Raw genomic sequence first — 15853 nt, forward strand, 5'->3', positions numbered from 1 at the left:
AGACAAAATCATTCCGCCCCGTCGATCCGCCTTCTCCGGCATTAGGATTCCTGCGGCATCAGGACAACTGTCCTGGTGAACACTGGCCCTGACGGGCCAGGAGATTGGGGAAGAAGAGGGGGAAATGGCGAACTCGCCAATGAGGGCAGGGTCGGCACGGCGCTCACGCGCCAGGATCCTGTCCGCCACGGCCATGATGCTGGCCGCGACCGTCATGGGGACGACGGTCGCCCAAGCACTTCCGTCCGACACGGCCCCGGAGCCGCTGCCGGCCAACTACCGCGCGCAGGTGGTCGAAGCCTGGCAGGGCGGCGGCACCGCGGTGAAGGACGCGGCCGCACGGGCACTGGTCGGCTCGGACGCCGACATCACCACGTTCTTGACCAGCACGCTGAGCCGTGCTCAGGCGTCGGACGAGCGCTTCGCCGTCATCAAGATGCTGAGCAGCACCGGCAAGGGCGTGCGCGACGCCGCGACGAAGGCGCTGAGCGGGTCGGACGCCGACCTCCACGCGTTCGTCACCAGCGGCTGGCAGAACCCGATGATGGACGACCGCCGGGCGGCGATCGTCACCATCGTCGACGGCGCCGACGTCGCCGTCCGCACGGCCGGGACCAAGGCGCTCGGCGACGGCACCGCCGAGGCCATGGACGCCTTCCTGACCACCGGCCGGTTCAAGGCGCAGGAGGAGGACGACCGGGTCGCCGTCCTGCGACTGATGGACGTCTACACCGGCCCGGAGTTCACCAAGCAGGCCGGCCGGGCGCTCAGCGGCACACCCGCCGACATCCGCGGGTTCCTGGAGAACGGCCAGCTCCTCGCCCAGGCGAGGGACCAGGAGACGCTCGACGTCAAGCAGCTCGCCCAGACCGCGAAGGACGCCACCAAGCGGGCCCTGGAGGAGACGGCCGCCGCCCAGGAGGCGGGCGCCCGGGCCGAGAAGGCCGCCGAGACGGCCAAGCAGGCCGCGCTGACGGCCGCGGACGAGGCTGCCAAGACCAAGGACGACGCCGAGAAGACGGGCGCCGCGGCCAACCGGGCCGCCGAGGCCGCCCAGGGTGCGGCGGAGGCCGCGAAGACCGCGATCGACGCCTCCAACACGGCGGTGGCGGCAGCCAAGACGGCTGCCACGGCGGCGCGTTCGGCCGCTTCGGCCGCGGCCGCCGCCGGCCAGGCCGCCAGCCGCGCGTACAACGCCGCTGCCGCCGCCGCGGGCGACCGGTCCCAGGCCAAGGCGGCGAGCGACGCCGCTGTGCTGGCGCGCAACGCCGCCGCCGGTGCGCGGGACGCGGCGTCGGCCGCCTCGTCCGCCGCCGACGCGAGCGCCCGGGCAGGCCAGGCCGGCTCCGCCGCGGCCCGCGCCGCCAACAACGCCGCCGCTGCCGCCGAGGCCAGCGCCCAGGCGGCCGGTTCCGCCGGCCAGGCCACCGAGCAGGCGGCCCGCGCCCGCAACGCGGCCACCACCGCCCGCAACGCGGCCAACGCGGCCAGCACGGCCGCGACCCGCGCCCAGAACCTCGCCACCGCGGCCGCCGCCGCGGCGGGCGAGGCCAAGGATCTGGCCAACCGCACCGCCGACCACGCGGAGAAGGCCGCCGCGGCAGCCGACGCCGCGGCCGCCGCCGCGGGCCAGGCCCAGGACTGGGCGAAGATCGCGGGGCAGCACGCGGACGCCGCCGCTGTCGCCGCCGAGACCGCGGCCTCGGCGGTGGCGAAGGCCCAGACGCTCGAGAAGCTGGCCCGTGACGCCGAGGCCGTGCAGCTGGAGTCGGACAAGCAGCTCGGTGTCACCCAGGCCGACCTGCTGCTGAAGGACGATCAGGCCACCCAGGCGGACTTCAACCAGCAGCAGACCGAGGCCGCCTCGCAGGACGCCGCGACGAAGGACCTGGTCAAGCAGGCCGCGGCGACCGGAACCGCCACGGCGACGGCCGCCCAGGCCGGCCGCAAGGCCGCGGTCAACCTGCTGAAGTCCACCGGCTCCTGGACCCGGGCGTCGGCGCAGGCCGCGCTCTCCGGCACCGACGAGGCCGTGGTGTCCTGGGCCAAGTCGGACTACCAGCGCAGCCTGCAGCTCGACGACCGGGAGAAGATCCTGGCCGTCACGAGCATCGCGAACGCCAAGCTGGCGACCGAGGCGCAGAAGACGCTGGAGAGCACCGACCCGACCGCGGTCGAGAAGTTCCTCAGCGGCGGGGCGCTCCAGGCCCAGGCCGAGGACCTGCGGGTGCGGACCGTCTCCCTGGTCTCGGACGGCGGCAAGGCCGTCCAGCGGGACGGCGGCGCCGCACTGGCCGACGGCCGGGTGTCGGTCCTGGCCGCCTTCCTGTCCAACGGCTACGCCAAGGCCCTGGCCGAGGACGACCGGGTGGCCGTGGTGGTCGCCACGGACGGCGGCGGGCCCAACGTGAAGGCCGCGGGCGCGGTCGCCCTGGCCGGACCGGCCTGGATGCAGCACGAGTTCGTCCGCAAGACCCAGTTCACGGCGGCGCAGAAGGACGCGGACACCGACGCGCACGTGTCGTCCGTGCTGAGCATGATCGCCAACGCCGCGAAGGACGCGGCCACCGCGAGCGAGAGCGCCCAGCGGGCGTACCAGATCGCCGCGGACGCGCGCCACGCGTCGGATGAGGCCGCGCACTGGGCGAGCCTGGCAGGGCAGTCGGCCCAGCAGGCGAAGGGGTACGCGGACGACGCCAAGGCCAAGTCCGCCGCCGCCGACGCCTCCGCGGCAGCCGCCGCCGCTTCGGCGCAGAAGGCCAAGAGTGCGGCGGCGACCGCGCAGACGGCCAACCGGCAGGCCAACTACTCGGCCACCCAGGCGACCACCTCCGCGAACCAGGCCGTGAACTCGGCGGCGAGCGCGAGGGCCTCGGCGGCGCAGGCCGCGGCCAGCGCGAGCGCGGCGGGCAAGGACGCCGCCACGGCGTCGCAGGCCGCGAGCGACGCCCACGCCATCGCCGCCCAGAAGCGGGCGCAGGAGCAGGCCGCCGCTGCCGCCGCCGCGGCGGCCCAGGCGAAGGCCAACGAGGCCAACCACGTCGACCCGGTGAACACGCCGGCCAACGACAAGGTGACCACTCCGGCTCCGGCTCCCGAGAAGCCCGCTCCGGGCTCTCCGCCGAAGGACGACAAGCAGCTGTTCAAGGACTACGGAGACTTCCTGGGCAGTGTCAGCACCTGGAGCGGGTTCGTCGCGGCCGGCCTGATGCTCATTCCGGGTGGTCAGCCCTTCGCGGCCGCCGTCGGCACGTTCTCGCTGGTGACGGGTGTGGCTTCGGCCCTGTACACCGGGATCGGCTACGGCTTCAGCAGCGACAAGTTCATCGGCTCGGTGGCATCCGTCGGCCTCTCCCTGATCGGTGGCCGAGTGGTCGGCGCGATCGAGAAGGGCGCGGCGGAAGCGGCCAAGTTCGGCGTGAAGGTGACCGAGAAGGTCGGCGAGAGGCTGGTGAAGGCCGGACACAGTGCCGTCTCGTCCGTCGTCAGCTGGTTCTCGAGCGACGACTGATCACGTGATCGCTAGGCAGTGAGTGATCGGCCGTGTTCGAATGGCCGTGACAGAACAGTGGCTGTGGAGCCCGCGTCCGACGCGGGCTCCACAGCCGGAACGAGGGGGGTGTGCGGTGTATCCGTTGGGGCTTGGTGTCGTTTCGTGGTGGTGGCTCGCGATTCTGGCGACCGCGGTGTTCTGGGCGGTCCTGGTACCGGGAATGCCCACGCGCACGCACCGGATCAGCATGGCGCTGGCGCCGGCCGCGATGGTGGTCTTCGGCCTCGGCAGCTACTACGCGAAGCACATGGACGCGGCCGCGGTGCTCGCCATGTACTCGTTCGCGGTGGTGGCCTTCCCGGTGGGAATGGTCGGCCACCGCAGGAAGTTCGCGCAGCGCCTGATGGAGGCGAAGGAGAGGGGCGAGTCGGAGGACAACACGTGGCCGCCCGCCATGATGGCGCAGGTCTTCGTGTCCTTGGTCGTCTTCGGGACCGCGGCGATCTGGACCACCCGGTAGCGGCTCGGTCCACGGCTCACCCGCCCGCGACAACCTTCTCCCCGGCCATATAGACCGTATGCGAACATAGTGGAATTCCAGATGCTTCCGAAGCGGGAAACGATCTTCCGGAAGTCGACCCGCTCGTGATAGCAATGGTGCCGGTCGGGGCCGGGGGTGGCCGGGGGTGGCCGGAAACGCCATTCGACCAGGTTGCCGGTACGTGCACCGACTCGGCAGGTCCGCTGCGAACCAGCAGCAATTGACGGCTAATCAGGGGGTTTTATTCATGCGTTCCATCACCAAGATGGTCATCGTCGGCGCGGTCGCCGGCACGGTCGCGGTGTCCGGCATCGTGGGCGCCGTCGCGGCTGACCGCAGCGCCGCCGCGCCCGGCGGCACCGCCGCCGCTCCGAAGGCGCTGACCGCCGACGACACTCCGCCGCCGGCCGTGGAGGACTTCGCCTACCCCGGCGCGGACCAGATCTTCGCGGACCGTGGCATCCGGCTGAAGAGCGGTGACGGCCACATCGTCCTCGTGCCCTGCGCCCCGGGCCTGCTGGAGGTCGACGCCCGGAACATGGCGGAGACCGACAAGGTCGGCGGCGGCCGCTTCTGCTTCACCACCACCGGCACGTCCGGTCGGCTCAGCCTGGAGCTGCCGTCGACCTACGCCGTCTCCACCTCCGACTACTCCGTCCACGTGGTCATGGTGAACGGCACCGAGACCAAGATCCACGACCTGAAGCCGAACACCTGGAACAAGGTCGGCGAGCTCACCGACCCGCAGCAGCGCCCGTTCACCCTGCTGGAGCTCACCACCTCCAAGTGAGGCTCCGATCAGGCGGTTTGACGCACGCCTGATCCCCCGGCCCCGGCCCCGCCGCGCGAGTGGCGGGACCGGGACCAGCGGGACCCGAACCATCCGAGCGGCCCGCATCGCCGCGGCCCGCGAGCGGTGCGAACGCCCTCCGCGTCCACCCCGCAGACGGCGGCCGACGCCACGAAGTCCACTGGGGCCGCACAGCGGGACTCCGAGCGCCAGGACGCCGAACGGCCGTGCCTGCGCTGCGAGTTCCTCGGCAACCGGCTGCCGTCGCTCGGCGGTGGGCCACCGGCCGCACAGGCCGGCGAGCCGGCTGCAGGCCTGCCGCTCGTACCGCTCCAGGCCGCCGAGCGGGTGCAGGGCGACGGCCTGGCGGCCCATCAGAGGCCGCACGATCGCGGACTCCGTCGGACGCGGGCGGCTCACTCGTCCCCGGCCTCTGCGACCACGGGCCCGAACTGCCGGGTCAGCCTCACCGCTGACCTGCCCCGCAGGCCCTCCGCGCTCCAGGACAGCGCTTCGCGATCGTCGGCGAAGACGCCGGCGGGAAACCCGCCGGACCACGTCGGACCGATCGCTACCCGAATTCACCTCTTATCGTTGGGAACCCTGTTCATGCCTCGCAACTCCTCGCCCCGCTCCCGACGAGCGGGCGTGCTGGTAGCGGCCGCGGCCGCGGCCGCCGGCACGATGACCTCCTTCACCCCGGCCGGCGCGGTGACCGGCGACGCCGCCGCCGACGGCTCGTACGCCTACACCGCCCGGATCGTCGTCGGCGACGCCCTGCGCGGCTGCACCGGCACGCTGGTGGACCACTACTGGGTGCTGACCGCCGCGTCCTGCTTCTCCGACGACCCCGCTCAGCCGCAGGCGCTGGCGGCCGGCGCGCCGAAGTGGAAGACGACCGTCACGGTGGGCGCCAAGTCCGCCGACGTGGCCGAGCTGGTGCCGCGGCAGGAGCGCGACCTGGTGATGGCCCGCCTGGCCACCGCCGTGGACGGCATCACCCCGCCGGCGTTCGCCACGACCGCCCCCACCTCGGGAGAGAACCTGCGGGTGGCCGGGTACGGCCGCACCAAGGACGAGTGGGCCCCGCTGAAGCCCCACACCGGCTCCTTCACCCTCGGCACCGTGAGCGCGACCGGCATCAGCGTCACCGGCACCGGCGGCGCGGCGGTCTGCAAGGGCGACACCGGCGCCCCCACGATCCGCGAGACGGGCGGCAAGGCCGAACTCGTCGCCGTCGCCTCCCGCTCCTGGCAGGGCGGCTGCCTCGACACCCCGGCCACCGAGACCCGCACCGGCGCGACCGCCACCCGCGTCGACGACCTCGGCGGATGGGTCTCCTCGACCGTGGCCGCCGGCGGCGTGTCGGTCAAGTCGGACACCAAGCTGACCTCCGGGCAGTCGATCGTCGGCGCGGACCTGAAGCTGACCATGCGGCCGGACGGCGACCTGGTCGTCACCCACAAGCAGGTCGACAACGGGATCCTGTGGTCGAGCGGGACTTCGGGCAACAACGGCGCCTGGGCGTACATCCAGCCGGACGGCAACCTCGTCGTCTACAAGAGCGACGGCAACCCGGCCGCCGGCACCGGCGCCCTGTGGGCCTCCGGCACCTGGGGCCAGAACGGCGCGTTCCTCAAGCTCCGGAACGACGGCAACGTGGCCATGGTCAAGGCCGACGGCAGCTCCGTCCTGTGGTCCGCCGGCACCATCCGCCTGGACCAGAAGCTGAACAGCGACACCAAGATCAAGCCCGGTCAGTGGTTCCAGTCGCAGACCGCCGTGGTCGAGATGCAGGCGGACGGCAACCTGGTCCGCTACCGCCGCGCCGACGCCGAGCCCACCTGGAACACCAACACCTCCGGGAACAAGGGGGCGTGGGCGTACGTGCAGACGGACGGCAACTTCGTCCTCTACAAGAGCGACGGCAACCCGGCCGCCGGCACCGGCGCCCTGTGGGGCTCCAACACCTGGGGCCAGAGCGGCGCGTTCCTCAAGCTCCAGGACGACGGCACCTTCGCGCTCTACAAGAAGAACGCCGCCGAGACGGTCGCCAACACCGTCTGGAGCGCCACCACCTTCCGCTCCGGCACCCAGCTCGTGGCCGGCCAGCAGGTGTACGCGAAGACCACCCGCCTGGCCATGCAGTGGGACGGTGACCTCATCCTCTACCGCCTGAGCGACAACGCGGTCCTGTGGCACAGCAACACCGCCGGCAACGGCAACGCCTTCCTCCGGATCCAGCCCGACGGCAACGCCGTCGTCTACTCCGCGGACGGCAGCCGCAGCCTCTGGGCCTCCGGCACCTTCTGGTCGGCGGGCGCCTTCCTGAAGCTCCAGGACGACGGCAACCTCGTCGTCTACAAGGCCGACGGCGGCGAAGGCATCGGCAACGCCATCTGGTCCACCAACACCTTCGCCTGATCCCGGGCCCGCCTCACCGTCCGGGGCCCGCGCCGCGCACTGCGCGATGCGGGCCCCGGACGCCGGGCCGTGGTGCGGCATCGGTGCTACGCCCTCCCCCGCCCAGGGCCTCCGAGCGGACCGTGACCGAGCCGGTCGCGGTCCGCTCGAACCCGCACGACGCGCTGGTCGTCCGCCGACCCCGGCCCGTGCGCTGTCGCCCCCCTCACCAGGCGACCGGCAGGACGAGCGGGCGGGTGAACAGGTTGTCCTCGTCCCAGGGGAGTTCGTCCGCGTCGATCGCGAGGATGAGCCTCGGGAACCGGGTGAAGAGTGCTTCGAAAGCGATCCGCAGGTGCGCCCGGGCCAGTGAGGCGCCCAGGCAGAAGTGCGGGCCGGCGCCGAAGGTCCTCGATCCGTCCGTACGGCGGTGGATGTTGAACCGGTGGGGGTGCTTGTAGTGATCCGGGTCCCAGGTCGCCGCGATCATCGGCGTGACGACCGACTCCCCCGCGCGGATCGGCACGCCGCGGATCTCGGTGTCCTCCAACGCGACTCGCGGGTTGGACAGGTAGCCGTTGTGGTGGAACCGCAGGACCTCCTCCACGACGGCGGGCCACAGCCGCGGGTCTTCGAGGACGCTCTGCAGCTCCTCGGGGTGCCTGAGCAGGGTGACGATGCCCGTGGACGCCGAGGAGACGAGCGGTTCGATCCCGGTGACGAGCAGGTAGCTGACGGTGCCGTGCAGCTCGTCGGAGGTGATCTCGTCGGCCTGGCGGGCCGCGATCAGGGCGCCGATCGGTTCGGTCGGGTCGGGGGCGGACCACTTGTCCGCGACGATCTCGGCGGCCAGCGCGCCGATCTGCTCGGTGGCGGCCGAGACGTCCGTCCGGTCGGCGTTCTGGCTGGTCTGCTCACGGAAGCAGCCGTGCAGCGCCTGGCGCCGGTCCGCCGGGATGCGGAGCAGCCCGCAGCTGACCCGAAGAGCGAGGGGAGCCGTGTAGGCGCTGACCAGATCCGCGGGGTTGCTTCCCGCGGCCATCGCCGTCAGCAGGTCCTCGGCGTGCGCCGCGATGGCGGTGGAGTACCGTTCGGCGGCTCGCCGGTTGAACAGCGGGTTGAGGATCTGCCGCACCCGGGTGTGCCGGGGCGGGTCCAGGTTGAAGATGCCCCCGGGCACGGAGTTGAAGTCCTCACCGATCAGTCGCGGCGCGCCCGGGTAGACCAGGTCCCTGGAGAAGCGCGGGTCGGTCAGGACTCCGGTGATGTCGTCGTGGCGGGTCAGCAGCCAGGTGGTCTGCCCACTGGGCATGCGCAGCGGGCAGACCGGGCGCTCCCGCCGCAGCGTGGCGTACAGCGGCGGCGGGGTCCCGTGCTCCCCCGCGGGCAGCGGCCACTGGAGGATGTCGGTGTCCGACAGGGTCACGACTGGGCTCCTCTGGTACCGGCGTTCGGCGGCGCGGCCTGCTCGACGGCCGGTGCCACGGCCGGCTCGACGGCCAGTGCGATGGTGGCGAAGCCGTGGCCCGGCGCCGGCGCCAGGGCCGGGACCTCGCCGTTCCACAGGGCGAGCTGCAAGGGCCAGGGACGGTTGTAGAGGAGGAGGGCGGTCCGGGTCCCCGTGATGCCGGGCAGGTCCAGGACGAGCGGGAGTTCGGCGAGGACGTAGCCGAGGTTGAGTTCGATCTGCGCCGGGGTCGGTTCGCCGCCGAGGACCGTCATGAGGTAGCCGCGGGACGCTTCCCGGCACAGTTCCCGTAACCGGCCGTCCGAGCGGAAGGCGTCTTCGACCTGCGCGCGCAGCTCGCGGTAGCGCTTCCGGTTGATGAGCCGGGTCCAGCTGTTGACCCGGTCGTGCGGGTTCGGGCCGGAGGCGTGGAGGGCGCGCCGTGCCGCCGCGCGCATCCTGCGCACGGCCCGGGTCGCGCTCTGTGCGGCCTCCCGGGGTGCCCGCCCGCAGGCGATGAGGCCGAAGGCCGTCTCGTAGCCGGGCAGGACGGCTTCGACGTGCCGAAACCTTCCGGCGGCCCAGGCCAGCAGGGTCTCGACGGTCGCGGGCCGGTAGAACCCGTTGAACGGGCTCAGTCCGAACACCGCGGCCTCACCGGTGTCGAGGATCTCCCGCGACTGCTCGTTGAGCGGGTGGACCGTGACGGCTTCCGCCGGGACCGCGATCACAGGCTCCGCCGCCAGTACGCGCCGCAGACGTCGATCCGTCGGATCGGGTCGTCGATCCGCTGCTCCTCACGGAAGTCGTGCACAGCGGCCCGGCACGCCGGGATGACGTAGTCGTCGATGATCACGAACCCTCCGGTGGACAGCCTGGGGTACAGGTGGGTCAGGGCGTCCCAGGTGGATTCGTAGAGGTCGCCGTCGAGCCGGAGCAGTGCCAGCTTCTCGACCGGCGCCTGGGGCAGGCTGTCCCGGAACCGGCCCGGGAGGAAGGTGACGTGGTCGTCCAGCAGCCCGTAGCGGCGGAAGTTCTCCGCCACCTCCTCCTCGGGCACGCCGAGTACCCCGTTGGCCTCGTGCAGGGCCAGTTCGCGGTCCAGGGGGTGCCCGTCCGCGCCCACCTCGGGGATGCCGGTGAAGGAGTCGGCCACCCACACGCGGCGGTCGGTGATGCCGTGCGCCTTCAGGAAGGCACGCATGAAGATGCAGGCCCCGCCGCGCCAGACGCCGGTCTCGATGAGATCGCCGTCGACGCCGTCCGCGACGACCCGCTCCAGGCAGTCGTGCAGGTTGTCCAGCCGCTCCCTTCCGATCATCGTGTGCGCGGCAGCGGGCCAGTCCAACCCTCCGTGCCGCTCCTCGGCCTGGTAGCCGGTCGGTCCGTCCGGAGTGAGCCCACCGTCCTGGTAGATGACATTGGTCAGGACCTTCTTCATGAGGTCCAGGTAGAGGTGCCCGTCACTGTCGCAGTCATCCACTGGCTGTCTCCCTGGCAGGTCGGTTCTGGTCCGGATCGGTCTGGATCGGATCGGTCTGGATCGGTCCGGAGGGCTTGGCGGACGTCACGCTGGTGGTGCGGACCACCCGCGGTCGATGAAGTCGGGAGCGCCCTCCTCGGAGTTGACGCCCTTCTCGACGAAGGCGAGGTTGTGGTAGACCGTCAGAGCCACGGCATGCCGGTCGGCGTAGGACGGTCCGGGCGCTGCCGCCGGTGGCACCCACTCCCGGTGGTGCAGGCCGTCGACGAGCTGCTTGAGCAGGCCGACCGAGGTTCCGGGCCCGGCGACGGGGCCGGCGGTGCCGCCGTAACCGGGCCAGTAGGCGGTCTGGAGATCCTCGACGACGTACAGCCCGCCTGGCCGCACGTGCGGGAACAGGGCGGTGAAGGAGGCTCGCACATGGGCATTGAGGTGACTGCCGTCGTCGATGACGATGTCGAACGGCCCGAACCGACGGCCGAGGTCGTCCAGGAGTCCGGGGTCGCCCTGGTCCCCGACGGCGGTGGCGATGCGGGGGCCCCGAACACCGGGTTTGGGGACGATGTCGAGCCCGAGGACCAGTCCCGCCGGGAAGTAGCGCTGCCACATGCGCAGTGACGCGCCGCCCTGGTCGGGTGCGTCGTAGCCGCCGATCCCGATCTCCAGCACTCGGACCGGCGCGTTCCGGAAGCGGGCGAAGTGCCGCTCGTAGTGCTGGGTGTACCAGTGGAGGTCGGCCCACTTGTCCGAGCCGAACCGGGTCGAGAGCCCGCCGAGGTCGACCGGGTGCCGTTGGCAGGCGGCCACGACCGCCTGGACCGCGACCGCCAGCCGCTGGCGTTCGCGGACGATCGCGGTGAGCCCACCGGGGGCCGGGTTTGGAGCATTCAGCTCGGCGCAGGTGGTGACCCGCCGACTGGTCCGACGATCGGTGCCGGGGCCGTAGAGGCCGCGCAGGAGGTCGACGGCGTCATGGGTGATCCGCACCGGCGCCGCCTGCCAGCCGTCCCGCTTCGAGGTCAGCCCGTCGCGGTCGACGGTGAGGAGGCGACAGGCCCGTTCACCGCCCGACGTGAGCTCGAAGGCGAGGTGCGCGGCGCCGTCCACCGGCACCGGATCGCACCGCACGGCCAGTTCCTCGACGACGACCTCCGCGACCCGGTCGAGCCCGAGGTCGGCGACGGCCCGCGCCAGCCGGTGCTCGTCGGCCGCCGCGCGCAGCAGCGGTTCGATCGCGGGCCAGCCGGGGCCGGCCGCCGCGCCCGCGGGGGCGTCGCCGGCCGGTGCCGAGGTCGGGGCGCCGACCGGGCCGGGTCCGGTGCGGGTCATGACGCGGCCTCGACCAGCTGCCGGACGACCTGCTCGGGGCCGGGCATGGCCTTGATCTCCTCCCGGACCTGCCGGCAGGCCTCTCGGATCCGCCGGTCGGTCAGTGCGCGGCGGATGCCGTCGGCGAGTGCCGCGGGGTCGATGTCCCGGTCGGGGAACGCCACCCCCACCCCCCGCTCCACCACCGCTTGTGCGTTCACCGGCTGATCCGCCACCTGGGGCAGGACCAGCTGCGGCACCCCGTTGGCGAGTGCGGTGAAGGTGGTGCCCGACCCGCCGTGATGGACGACGGCGGCGCAGCTGGGCAGCAGAGCGCTGAGCGGCGCCCAGTCGACGGCACGGAGGTTCGGCGGGAGCGGCCCCAGGCCGGACAGATCCGCCCCGCCCGTGGTGAGGACGACCTCGGCGTCCTCGGCGGCCAGCGCGTCGACCACGTCCCGCAGGACCGGGGTTCCACCGACCGCGGGAAGCACCGATCCCCAGGTGACGCAGATGCGTGGGCGCCGCGGCGCGGCGCTCACCCAGTCGGGAAGCACGGCACCGCCGTTGTACGGCACGTACCGCATCGGCCATCCGGCCTTGGCGTCCGGAGGGCGCAGGCTCTCCGGGCACAGGTCGACCGTCGCCACCGGACCGGTGAGCGCACCGGTGATCCCGTGGCGTGCCCGCACGTCCTCCAGCGCGCTCAGCACCGCGGCGAAGGACGGGTAGGGCAGCCCGATCCCGTGCATCACACAGGGGATTCCGGTGGCCTCGGCGGCGAGCTGACCGCCGGCCAGGAAGGTCGTGAAGACCAGGAGGTCCGCGCGCCACCGGCGGATCAGGTCCACGGTGCCGTCCACCATCCGGCCTCCCACCCCGAGGACCAGGGCGGCGACGTCCTCGCGCGCGGGGTCCGGCCGATCGGCGGCCGTCGGGCCCGGCCGGTCCGCCGCACCGGTGAACCGGCGCCAGGCGTCGGACAGGTCGTACCGGTCCGGCCGGTTCTTCGTGACCCGGACACCGAGCCGGTGGTAGGCGTCGGCGGCGTCGCCGTCGGATACGTCCACGGCGGCCAGGCCCGAACGCGCGGCCATGTCCAGGCTCGGTCCGGTCGCGGCCACGAGTACCTCGTGGCCGGCCGACTGCGCCGCCCACATGGTGGGCACCGCGGGCATGAGGTGGCCGACCCCGGGTGCCACCACGAACAAGATGCGCACGAAGTGCTCCTAACCGGCTGGAGGCATCGAGGACCGCCGAATTCGGCGTGATTCGTTGGGATTGTCCAGCTCGGCCGCACCGTATTCAAGTACGCCGGGCCGGGACCGTCACCCCGGGACCGATCGCACCGGATTTCCTGGCACGCGCATTCCGGGGGAGCTTGACCGGAAGCAACGGACACGAGAACGTGTCACGCGACGGTCATTCCAACAGAGTTCGGACAAAGGGATTTCATGTGATGAGCACATTCTCGGATCCCATGGCGGACAGGAAAGTCGATTCGGCCACACCCATCGAATGTCTCAGGCTGGCCGGAGACGACACCCGCTCCCTGCACTCCGTCGTCCACTCCTTCGAACTGGCCGACCTCACGGCCGTGTTGGTCGACGAGATCCTGTTCCGCTGCGATCCACCGGGCAACGCCGATCCGGTCACCGTCGTCCTGGACGTCACGCGCGGCGAGGAGCGGGTCAGCACCTCCTTTCTCGTCCAAGCCGGTCGACCGGTCGGCCTGCACGGTGCGGACGGCCCGGCCGCACTCTTCCGCATCGAATACGATGTGCTCGACCTGGCAAGGGAGTTGTTCGGGCCATTCGCGCCCGGCGGGCCGGCGAACCGACGGACCGAGCTGCGGTTCGTCCCGGAGTCCATGACAGTGGAGGGTGTTCGCCCGCTCGGCTCGATCATGGCGGCGGCCAGTACCATCCTCACCGGCTGCTCCTCCGACCACCCCGGACTCGCCCGGCTGGCCCTGCGCCACGACTCGGACAAGTGGGGCGGCCTGCACTGGTTCGCCGCACTGTACGAACGCCACCTGCGTCAGCTGCGCGACCAACCCGTCCGAGTGCTCGAAATCGGAATCGGCGGATACGACCACCCCACCCTGGGTGGCGGGTCATTGAAGATGTGGAAACACTACTTCCCGCGCGGTCTGGTATTCGGCGTCGACCTGTACGACAAGAGCGGCCTCGATCAACAGCGCCTGCACACACTGAAGGCGGATCAGAGCGACCCCGCCCAGATGATCGAAATCGCCGAACAGCACGGTCCGTTCGATATCGTCATCGACGACGGAAGTCATATCAACGAACACGTCAGGACAACATTCCGGGCGCTGTTCCCCCACGTCCGCGCCGGAGGCCTCTACGTCATCGAGGACCTGTGGACCTCCTACGCCCCGGGCTTCGGCGGAAACGAGGACCCGGAGGCGTGCGACAGCACCACGCTCGGCCTCGTCAAACGGCTCGTCGACGACCTGCACTACGAGGAGCAGCCGTTGAAGACCACCGGCGGAGTCGGTCCGTCCCTGGCCGGAATGCACCTCTACCGCAACATCGCGTTCCTGGAGAAGGGCCGCAACGCCGAAGGGGGGATCCCGGGCTGGATCCGCCACTGAGTCTGCAACACCGCTCGTGACACAGGTAGAGCCCGGCGAAGAGCCAGGCGGACCCCAGCACGGCGCGGGCCTCGTCGAGGGTGCGACAGTGCGTCCGACCGGGGTCGGCGATCATCACCTCGCAGTCCCGACCGGCGGTCAGGAAACGAACCGCCCGGGGCGGTCGGCGACCGACCGTCCCGGGCGCCGGACCGCGCCCGGCGGCCCCGTCAGGACCACCCCCACTGCGGCTTGGCACCGTAGGGGCCGTCCTCGAGGCCGATGTCCCCGTACTGGTACTTGTTGTTGGGGAGGGCGAAGACGTACTCGTGCGGGTCGGCCGCTGCGCCCTCCAGCTTCTCCGGGACGCTGTGGTAGCCGAGCGCGTAGAGGTTCTTGGACGGATCCCAGCTGTTGTAGCAGGCGATGGCCTTGAGCTTGGTCTTCATGTGGGCGTCGGGGATGTTCAACACGTAGGCGGCGCCCCTGCTGCGGTCGGGGAGCTCGTGGTCGTAGGCGTAGACGAAGTTGAAGCGCACATCGGTGAGCTTGCCCTCCCTCGCCAGCTGCACGGCCGCGTCGGTGATCGCCTTGTGGGTCGCGCTGACCTCCAGCCAGCCCGCGGTGAACTTGTGCGAGGCGCCCGGGTACTGATCCGCGATGGACGCGATCTTCGACTTGACCGTGCTGGTGAACTTCTTGAAGGCGTCGTCCCCGCCCCACGCGGAGTCGGGGAGCTTGAGGTTGATCACCTTGTCGACGCCGAGGCGGGCCGCCGAGGCCATGAACTCGGCGGTCCGGGCGGGCACGATCACGCTGTCACTGGCGCTCGCAGGTATGGTCGGCCAGTTCAGCCCGTGGTGGCCGCGGGCCACGCACGGATGCCGGCGGTCCTCTGTGGTCATCGGACAGGGATCGGTGTTCATCCGCCTCGCCAGCCCGTCGTTCTCACCCCGTGTCACCAGCACCAGGTACACGGGCCGTCCGGCCGCCTTGTGCTCCAGGATCGACCCGGCCAGACCCAGCGCCTCGTCGTCCTGGTGCGGCGAGTAGAAGATCGCCGGAGCTGACGCGGCCGACGCCCTGCCCCCCGACAGACCGGTACCCAGGAGCGTGGCCCCGGCCAGCGCCCCCGCCGTCAGCACCCGCCGCCGGGACAGACCCGCCCCTCCGTTGTCCACCATTGCCGCCTCCTGCCGGCCCCACCGGGCCGGCCCGTACCCCGGCCCGCCGTCGCCGGGGGCAGCGGAGGAGTCGAAGCGGTGGAGGAAGTGACGATCGGCCATGGGCAGGCTCCTTGGACAGCGGCCCCACGGGGCGGCACGGGAAACGGGAGTCGACGGTGACGGCGGACGAACCACCAGGTCACGCCCCCGACGCTACAGAGCCCACCCGTCACCCGGCGTCACCCACCGGAACGGGGACCGCACTCCCGCTCCCACCCTCGCCCGGCACCGTACTCCCGGGTCCCACCCCGCCCATCGGCGGGGGTGGCGGCGCACCTTACCGGCTCCACGTCCGGCGGATCCGCTCCGCCGGCCGCCTCGCCCTGCCTTGCCCGTTCGTGCGGGGGCACGGGACGTCGGACCGGTCGACTTCCCGTGCTCCCGGTGCGGCAGGGAGCCCGCTACCCCGCGCCGGCGCACAGCGCGGGGCTCGTCCTCATGGGGTCGATGCCGGCCGGAGCACGAAGCCGCAGTTCAAACCATGCGAGGATCGGGCCCGGGTGCGGTTGCATCGGCTGTGCTGAGGACGTTTTCACGACGGCGAGGATCGTTCGCCCCACGAGGGC

At 71.8% G+C, this 15853-nt stretch carries 11 protein-coding genes; 5 read left to right on the plus strand and 6 right to left on the minus strand.

What is annotated here, in order from left to right:
* Positions 1 to 193: 193 nt before the first annotated feature.
* The 4 genes from AMK13_RS16705 to AMK13_RS45920 all read left to right on the plus strand — a co-directional run bounded on the left by AMK13_RS16705 (position 194) and on the right by AMK13_RS45920 (position 7248).
* A complete protein-coding gene (locus AMK13_RS16705) occupies positions 194 to 3511 on the plus strand; it encodes an ALF repeat-containing protein (RefSeq protein ID WP_158077708.1) in 3318 nt (1105 codons plus the stop codon).
* A gap of 202 nt (positions 3512 to 3713) precedes the next feature.
* Positions 3714 to 4013 carry a hypothetical protein gene (locus AMK13_RS16710; RefSeq protein ID WP_143204551.1) on the plus strand — a complete coding sequence of 100 codons (300 nt, stop codon included), beginning with the start codon at positions 3714 to 3716 and terminating at the stop codon, positions 4011 to 4013.
* A gap of 268 nt (positions 4014 to 4281) precedes the next feature.
* The gene (locus AMK13_RS16715) at positions 4282 to 4824 is read left to right on the plus strand and encodes a hypothetical protein (protein ID WP_241852910.1); all 543 of its coding nucleotides are present in this window, start codon (positions 4282 to 4284) and stop codon (positions 4822 to 4824) included.
* Positions 4825 to 5433: 609 nt separating this feature from the next.
* Entirely contained in the window at positions 5434 to 7248 is a 1815-nt protein-coding gene (locus AMK13_RS45920) for a trypsin-like serine protease (RefSeq protein ID WP_079272192.1), read from the plus strand.
* Between the two features lie 205 nt (positions 7249 to 7453).
* On the opposite strand, the gene AMK13_RS16725 is transcribed toward AMK13_RS45920, so the two are convergent.
* The 5 genes from AMK13_RS16725 to AMK13_RS16745 form a co-directional block, all read right to left on the minus strand.
* Entirely contained in the window at positions 7454 to 8653 is a 1200-nt protein-coding gene (locus AMK13_RS16725) for a cytochrome P450 (RefSeq protein WP_074002874.1), read from the minus strand.
* Positions 8650 to 9405, minus strand: a complete 756-nt coding sequence (locus AMK13_RS16730; protein WP_074002875.1) for a tRNA-dependent cyclodipeptide synthase — start codon at positions 9403 to 9405, stop codon at positions 8650 to 8652. The genes AMK13_RS16725 and AMK13_RS16730 overlap by 4 nt, the downstream gene beginning before the upstream one ends.
* Positions 9402 to 10157, minus strand: a complete 756-nt coding sequence (locus AMK13_RS16735; RefSeq protein ID WP_241852911.1) for a TylF/MycF family methyltransferase — start codon at positions 10155 to 10157, stop codon at positions 9402 to 9404. The genes AMK13_RS16730 and AMK13_RS16735 overlap by 4 nt, the downstream gene beginning before the upstream one ends.
* Positions 10158 to 10241: 84 nt before the next feature.
* Positions 10242 to 11486, minus strand: coding sequence for a class I SAM-dependent methyltransferase (locus AMK13_RS43505; RefSeq protein ID WP_079272194.1), 1245 nt, complete (start codon positions 11484 to 11486; stop codon positions 10242 to 10244).
* Positions 11483 to 12685, minus strand: a complete 1203-nt coding sequence (locus AMK13_RS16745; protein WP_074002877.1) for a nucleotide disphospho-sugar-binding domain-containing protein — start codon at positions 12683 to 12685, stop codon at positions 11483 to 11485. The genes AMK13_RS43505 and AMK13_RS16745 overlap by 4 nt, the downstream gene beginning before the upstream one ends.
* Positions 12686 to 12924: 239 nt before the next feature.
* Between AMK13_RS16745 and AMK13_RS16750 the strand changes: the two genes are divergently transcribed.
* A complete protein-coding gene (locus AMK13_RS16750) occupies positions 12925 to 14082 on the plus strand; it encodes a class I SAM-dependent methyltransferase (RefSeq protein WP_107418753.1) in 1158 nt (385 codons plus the stop codon).
* Positions 14083 to 14291: 209 nt separating this feature from the next.
* Here the strand turns inward: AMK13_RS16750 and AMK13_RS16755 are convergent, their stop codons facing one another.
* The gene (locus AMK13_RS16755; RefSeq protein WP_074002878.1) at positions 14292 to 15347 is read right to left on the minus strand and encodes a PIG-L deacetylase family protein; all 1056 of its coding nucleotides are present in this window, start codon (positions 15345 to 15347) and stop codon (positions 14292 to 14294) included.
* Between the last annotated feature and the right edge of the window lie 506 nt (positions 15348 to 15853).

Source organism: Streptomyces sp. CB02056, from assembly GCF_001905545.1.
GTDB lineage: Bacteria > Actinomycetota > Actinomycetes > Streptomycetales > Streptomycetaceae > Kitasatospora.

Coding starts and splice junctions, on each gene's coding strand:
- AMK13_RS16705 (WP_158077708.1), top strand. CDS start 194: ATGATGCTGGCCGCGACCGTCATGGGGACGACGGTCGCCCAAGCACTT.
- AMK13_RS16710 (WP_143204551.1), top strand. CDS start 3,714: ATGCCCACGCGCACGCACCGGATCAGCATGGCGCTGGCGCCGGCCGCG.
- AMK13_RS16715 (WP_241852910.1), top strand. CDS start 4,282: ATGCGTTCCATCACCAAGATGGTCATCGTCGGCGCGGTCGCCGGCACG.
- AMK13_RS45920 (WP_079272192.1), top strand. CDS start 5,434: ATGCCTCGCAACTCCTCGCCCCGCTCCCGACGAGCGGGCGTGCTGGTA.
- AMK13_RS43505 (WP_079272194.1), bottom strand. CDS start 11,486: ATGACCCGCACCGGACCCGGCCCGGTCGGCGCCCCGACCTCGGCACCG.
- AMK13_RS16750 (WP_107418753.1), top strand. CDS start 12,925: ATGAGCACATTCTCGGATCCCATGGCGGACAGGAAAGTCGATTCGGCC.
- AMK13_RS16755 (WP_074002878.1), bottom strand. CDS start 15,347: ATGGCCGATCGTCACTTCCTCCACCGCTTCGACTCCTCCGCTGCCCCC.